7 protein-coding genes are annotated in these 7115 nt (G+C 37.1%); 1 reads left to right on the plus strand and 6 read right to left on the minus strand.

The window, feature by feature from the left end:
• From K8F54_RS02115 to K8F54_RS02140, 6 genes are all read right to left on the minus strand, one after another.
• Positions 1 to 707 (minus strand): hypothetical protein (locus tag K8F54_RS02115; RefSeq protein ID WP_290786387.1); only part of this gene is annotated, 707 nt, incomplete at its 3' end.
• An 82-nt stretch (positions 708 to 789) separates the two neighbouring features.
• The gene (locus K8F54_RS02120) at positions 790 to 1494 is read right to left on the minus strand and encodes a hypothetical protein (RefSeq protein WP_290786389.1); all 705 of its coding nucleotides are present in this window, start codon (positions 1492 to 1494) and stop codon (positions 790 to 792) included.
• 54 nt (positions 1495 to 1548) lie between these two features.
• Positions 1549 to 2394, minus strand: coding sequence for a mechanosensitive ion channel domain-containing protein (locus K8F54_RS02125; protein WP_290786392.1), 846 nt, complete (start codon positions 2392 to 2394; stop codon positions 1549 to 1551).
• A gap of 9 nt (positions 2395 to 2403) precedes the next feature.
• Entirely contained in the window at positions 2404 to 4446 is a 2043-nt protein-coding gene (locus K8F54_RS02130) for a thioredoxin domain-containing protein (RefSeq protein WP_363299080.1), read from the minus strand.
• Positions 4447 to 4594: 148 nt separating this feature from the next.
• Positions 4595 to 4795, minus strand: a complete 201-nt coding sequence (locus tag K8F54_RS02135; protein WP_290786396.1) for a dodecin family protein — start codon at positions 4793 to 4795, stop codon at positions 4595 to 4597.
• Positions 4796 to 4926: 131 nt separating this feature from the next.
• Positions 4927 to 5829, minus strand: a complete 903-nt coding sequence (locus tag K8F54_RS02140) for a NifU family protein (RefSeq protein WP_290786399.1) — start codon at positions 5827 to 5829, stop codon at positions 4927 to 4929.
• Positions 5830 to 5904: 75 nt separating this feature from the next.
• Between K8F54_RS02140 and K8F54_RS02145 the strand changes: the two genes are divergently transcribed.
• Positions 5905 to 7115 (plus strand): choice-of-anchor L domain-containing protein (locus tag K8F54_RS02145; protein ID WP_290786402.1); only part of this gene is annotated, 1211 nt, incomplete at its 3' end.

A 7115-nucleotide genomic window follows, 5' to 3' on the forward strand; every position in this document is an offset into this window, starting at 1 on the left:
TTAGCGTCTTTAAACGAATCAAAATATTTAAATGCTTTAACAAGATTATGCTCTTCAGACATATCTAGCTTGTTATGTTTAATGAACTTATTAATGTCTGCTTTTTTGTTCCCAAAAACATTTACTCTTTTCTTTTTAGAATCAGGAACATCGAAAAAGTTTCCCTTTTGATCTACAACATAATAAAGAGGCTTGTCCTTATAGGTGGCCAAAACATCCTTTTCAAATGAATTTTTCGCCTTTTTTGCCGGGTAAAACCGCTTATTCAATTTTTTATAAAGATTGAACTTGTTTCCTACAACCAATACCTGAAAATAGCCATTGTGATCAGGGTTTAAATCATTGGCATTATAAAAGAACAGATCGTTCATAATTTTCACGTAAACTTCAGGCACTTTAGTAAGTACTTTTATTTCAGTATCCGGAGCATCTGGACTTTCTTTAACTTCAATTTCATCCTGAATAGCATTGTATCTAAAGAAATACTCGCTTGCAATTACTTCGTTGTTTTCATATATAGATCCAGGTAAAAAGGTGTCATTAAAATAAGGGCTCCCGTTGTAATCATCGGGTAAATAATAGGTCATTGTGCTAGATCGTTCCAAAGATTCAACAAATACAGCGGCCGCCCTCTGGGCACTGTGAAATTGAGCAGATAAAGAACCAACCAGACCAATTAGTACAAATGTTAAAATTGCTTTTTTCATAATTTAAATATTAAGTTTTTAATTATTGGTAGTCTTTATATGGCAACAAATCTATTAAATGCAATTAGGTTTTACAAGAAGTTTATAGTAAGTTATTATAGTACTTTACCAATTTCATGAGGTCATTTTCATCTTTGAAGTTGGTGCGATTGCTCTTTATAAAGGCCTTTATTTCGGCCCCTTTATTTTTCATTAGTTTTAAAACTTTCGACTTGCTTTCGGGCATTTCTATAAAATTACCTTCTTTAGTTGCTAGAAAATAAGAGTCGGTTTGTATAAATTTTGCTGGTTGGTCTCTGTCGTAACTTGTTTTTGCAAAGGTTCGCTGCGTAAACTTTGCTGTTGTTTTCTTATAGAGGCTAAAATGTTCTCCTGTGGTCAATACTTTAAAGTATTGCCCTTTTTCATCAGACCCTTCAAATGGGATTAGAGTATATACGTCATTGAAAATCTTTACAAGCATCCCTGATCTTTTAACCAGTGCATTATAATTAGATTCGTTCATGGAAGTTTTAATTTCAATCTCATCTGAGAAGATATTATATCGCAAGAAAACATTTTTTTGCAGTAAGACATCTCCTTCAAAAATACTGCCTTCCAAAAATTCTTTTCTGGCATATGGAGATCCTTCAATAAGCTTAAATTCGGCATCAGATAGATTCAAAAACTCATTGTTCTGATCTATGGCAATTTGTCGCACACCAATTTTGTATATGGCATCGTTGCTTTGTGAGAATATGGCCAAGCTAAATAAAGAGATGATAAGGAATAAAATAGGTTTTTTCATAATAATTTATTTTACATTTTTTGTGGATATAAGGTACAAAATTCATTTTAGTAATTAACTAATTTTATCGGCGGTATTGTGTAAGTGAATGTCTCTTTGAGGAAATGGAATTACAATTCCGGCTTCTTCCAATCTCTTTTTGCCCTCTTCTAGGGTATAGAAACGCACATTCCAGTAATCTTCATTTTTCACCCAATAGCGGAGTGTTAGATTGACAGCACTATCAGCAAGCTCAAGTACCGCGACCATAGGCATTTTGTCTTCTAACTTCAGTACTAAATCTTGCTCCATTACCAGATCCAACAAGATATTTTTAGTTAGTTTAATGTCGCAATCATAGCTAATCCCGAAGGTGATTGCTTCACGACGCATTCCTTCTTCGGTAAAATTTGTGATATGATCGTTAGACAATTTACCATTTGGAATAATCACCAATTGGTTGCCGAATGTGTTCAATTTTGTAGTAAAAATGGTGATTTCCTTTACAACGCCTGCAACTCCTTGCGCCTCTATAAAATGACCCACCTTATAGGGCTTAAACAACATAATTAAGACACCTCCCGCAAAATTGGCAAGGGAACCTTGTAATGCTAAGCCAACTGCGAGACCTGCGGCACCAACGATGGCTACAAAAGATGAGGTTTGAATTCCCAGCTGGGCAATCACTGTAATAAACAGGACAATCTTTAGCAACCAACTTATTAGATCGAGTAAGAATTTTTTTAAGGTTTCATCTAGCGCTCTTTTTTCAAAGATTCTTCGAGTTAGTTTGATAGTAATCTTTATGATCCAAAGACCAACAATCAATAACACAAGGGCTGCGAAGATGCTTGGTAAGAAATCGATTAACTTCTGCGCATAATTGTCTAAATAGGTGTCTATATTTTGAAATTGGTCCATGAAATGAGTTTAGTAATTTTTTATTGATTCAATAGCTTTTTTGGTATCCGTAACTGGAAGCTTACAGGTGTTGTTTACACACACATAGATATATGTTTCCCCGGATACATAACGACCTTCCAAAAGATAGCTCTGGCTGTCTTTTTCGCTTCCGGCAATCAGCTTATTGGGAATGTAATACTGGTTGATTTCATTAATTTTTTCTGAAGCTGCGTTTCCAACGACTACTACTTCAAAGAACTTTGATTGATAATTAGCCAATAGATCCAGCCAGTTTGAGAATCCCGAAGGATACTGTTCCATTTCGGCTTGTACATTTTTGAGCATTTGCCGATTGGTCTCCGCAAATTTTGGACTGTCAAAGTAGTGAGATAGTTTGAATAGATTCTTTGCCATGATCGAATTTGAGGCCGGAATCACATTATCCCTATATTCTATACTCCTAGATACCAACTTTGCATCCTCTTTCGACGTAAAATAAAACATATGCTTTTCTTCATCAAAGAAATGGCTGAAGGTATAGTCGGTCATTTTTTTAGCCTTTGTAAGCCATTGTTCGTCCATCGTGACCTCATACAGGGCGATATAGGCTTCAATTACCGCGGCATAATCTTCCAAATAGCCATTGATCGTACTTTTGCCGTCCTTATAACTATGATACAACGCCCCATTTTGTTGTAATTGCTTGGATGCGATAAACTGTGCATTCTTTATGGCAATATCTAGATATTCCTTTTTCTGAAATGTTTTATAGGCATCAACATAAGCTTTCAGCATAAGTCCGTTCCAGGAGGTCAATGTTTTATCATCCAATCGGGGTCGGGGTCTTTTTTCACGGTAATTAAACAAGACCTCTTTCCAGTTTTGTTTTTTCTTCTGAAGTGTTTCCGAAGTTATACCAAATTCTTGTTGTATTTCGGCATCGCTCTTATCCCGAATCAATACATAGTGGTCACCCTCCCATTTCCCGTAACTGTTTATGTTGTAATATGCCCTGAAGAGCTCAAAATCGGTCGGTAACAGTTTCTGCAATTCTTCCTTGGTATAAATATAATAGGCTCCTTCTACCAATTTTCCGGTTTCTGTTTTACTATCGGCATCGAGGGATGAATAAAATACCCCTTCGCTGTGAGTCATTTCCTTTGCGATAAAATCGAGCGTTTCAAAAACCACTTGTTTATACAATTCATCTTTGGTTGCCAGATAGGCATCGCTGTATAAACTAACCAATTGGGCATTGTCGTAAAGCATCTTTTCGAAATGGGGCACATGCCATTTTTCGTCAACACTGTACCTCGCAAACCCGCCTCCTATATGATCGTATACACCTCCGTAGGCAATTTGGTCTAATGTAAGTTTTACAAAATTTAATAATTCTTCATCCTCATTTTGTACCGCATAACGCAACAAAAAATGATAATTGTTCGGCATCATAAATTTTGGAGCCCGCTTATACCCTCCAAATCGATGATCAAAGCTTTTTTCCCAGGTCGCAATAATGTCTTTAGTAGGGTAGGTGGTAAAATCTACTTCGTTCGAGTTGAAGGTGATAAGATCCATACTCTTAATACCCTCCTCCAGCCGCGAAGCATACGCTTCCAGTTTTTGAGGCTCCTTTTCGTAGAGTTCCTGAATTCGTTCAATCGCACTTATCCATTCTTCCTTCTTAAAATAGGTGCCGCCCCAAACAGGTCTTCCGTCCGGCAAGGTGATGACATTAAGAGGCCAGCCGGCACTCCCTGTCATAAGCTGGACTGCATTGATGTAAATTTGATCTACATCGGGACGTTCTTCACGATCAACCTTCACCGAAATGAATTTCGCATTCATCACAGCAGCAACGGTTGAATCCTCAAAACTCTCGTGTTCCATCACGTGACACCAGTGACAGGCCGCATATCCAATACTAATAATCATTAGTTTTTTCTCGCTTTTAGCCTTTTCGAGTGTCGTCTCGTTCCAAGCCCTCCAATCTACGGGGTTGTGCGCATGTTGGAGTAAATACGGACTGGTTTCATGAATTAAATCATTGGTATAGGCGTGCGTTTCCACAATTTCTTTTTTTGAAGTATTACAAGAGATAAATAGTGTTGTAAAAAAAACAACGAGGAGCAAAGAATGTCGCATAATTTGAAAATAGAGATACGAAAATACGCTTTTGAAACATCAAAAGCGTATTTTAAAGCCTAGGCTTAGACTGTTAATTCACCTCGAAAGTGATTTTTACGTTCACACGAAATTCGGTAACCTTATTATCTGTTACCATTGCACTTTGCTCATTTATATAGACTGAACGAATATTTTTAACACTTTTAGCTGCGTGATTCACAGCGTTTTTCGTGGCATCTTCCCAGCTAACTTTAGAATTTGCCAACACTTCGATTACCTTTAATACGGCCATTTTTATAGGTTTTAAATTGAAACTGTAAGGTACAAATTTCTCGTGGAAAAGATCTCAATATATCGTTAAAACCTTATCCTGAATGCGATTGTGGTCAAAAACAGAAATATTTTGCGAATCTCAATCCGCCATTACCCATTAATAGCTTCTACTTTTGTGACCTTGCCATCTAGCATTTCGTGAAGCATGGTTTCAATACCATTTTTTAATGTAATGGTCGAAGATGGACAACCGCTGCAGGCACCTTGTAAAACAACCCGGACGGTCTTCGTCGCTTCATTATACGATTCGAAAGCAATATGGCCACCATCACTGGCGACCGCCGGTTTTATGTATTCTTCTAGTATAGCGATGATTTCTTTATCAATGTCGCTTCGTTCTTTGTCATTTTCAACAGAAATTGATTGTTTATCTTTTTTATTCTGAAGTATTTCATCATTCAGAATCACTTTTCCGTTTTCGATATAGGTTCGAATAAAATCCCGTATTTCCATAGAAACATCCTGCCATTCGGCTACATTGAATTTCATTACCGAAACATAATTGGCACTTATAAACACTTCTTTTACAAACGGAAAGGTGAATAATTCCTTTGCAAGCGGCGCATGTGCAGCCTCATCAATGTTTTTGAACTCAAAAGTGCCCGAAACCAGAGGTTTGTTGGCTACAAACTTCATTACCGAAGGGTTTGGTGTACTTTCAGCATAAACGGTTACTGGAACTTTTTTTTGGGTTTCAGCATCAATTACTACTGGTTTCCCAGAATTCAAATAGTCTAATATGGCTGTAGACACCTCATTTTCAATGTCTTTCCAAGAAACAATGTTGTATTTTTCAATGGCGATAAAATTTTGAGAAATATATACTGTTTTTACAAACGGAAGATAAAAAAGTTGCTGTGCTATTGGGCTGTTTTTCGCCTCGTCAATATTCTTAAATTCATAGCTATTTGCCTGAGTTAAAAAGGAATTGGCAACAAATTTTACAATATTTTCGTTCTTTGTGGGTTGTATATGAATGTTAAAATCAGGCATTTAATTGTATTTTTTGCAAAATTATAAAAAGAAAATCAATGTATTCAATATATTTGACCCTTTAACACCTACTTTATGACGAAAATATTACTCCCCATATTTCTGCTATTTTCGGTATTTGGTTATACGCAAATTTCAATCGATGATACCTATACTACACAGCAGCTTGTAGAAGATATTCTTGTTAATAGTACCTGCGCTGAAGTTTCAAATTTCATTCAAAGCACCGGAACCGATTTCGGTGATGATAATGGGATTGCGTATTTCAACGCAAACGGATCTGATTTTCCATACGCAGATGGTATTATACTGACTTCTGGAAATGTTCAAAATGCACCAGGCCCTAATTTAGGCATTTTAAGCGATGGCGGTGTAGGTTGGCCTGGCGATGCAGATCTTGAAGCATACACCACCGCAACCAATACACAAAATGCATCTTATATTCAATTTGACTTTGTACCCTTAATTAGTCAGATAAGTTTCGATTTTATAATGGCTTCTGAAGAGTACAATCAATTTTTTGAATGTAATTTTTCCGATGCATTCGCTTTTATTTTAACAGATCAAATAACCGGTGTGGTCCAAAACTTGGCAGTCTTACCAGGAACGGCTATCCCAATTGAAGTGACCAATATACACCCCGAAGTAGTTGGTTCGTGTCCTGCTATCAACGAAGAGTATTTCGATAAATACAATTTTGAACCTTACAACCCTGCTGCTGCAGCGGCTATCGATTTTAATGGACAGACTGTATCATTGACGGCAATGGGAGATGTGGTCGTTGGGAATCAATACACCATTAAGTTAGTTGTGGCCGATCAGCAAGATCAATTATACGATATAGCGGTTTTCTTAAAAGCCGGCTCTTTTAATATTGGAGTAAGTCTTCCACCCGATATGACCATCGCAGCAGGAAATGCTCCCTGTGAAGGACAACCATTAGAAATAGGGGTTGAACCCGATATTACAGGGCAAACTACCTATCAATGGTATAAGTACAACCCAGTGACCATGGTATTCGACATCATTCCTGGAGAAATAGGAGATTCCATTATTATAACGCAATCTGGTATTTATCAAATTCAAGCCACAGTAAATGGAGTTTGCTCTTCTACTGATGAGATTGAGGTCGAATTCGCCCCTCAACCCACCGCCGGCATACCTGATGATTTATTTGCCTGTGATGAGTTACCCAATGATGGTTTTGGTGTTTTTGATTTAACGCTTCGCGATATTCAGATTCAAAATGGTGAGCCGAATACGTTTGTGGAGTATTACACTACTTT

Source organism: Altibacter sp., assembly GCF_019913785.1.
Taxonomy (GTDB): Bacteria; Bacteroidota; Bacteroidia; order Flavobacteriales; family Flavobacteriaceae; genus Altibacter.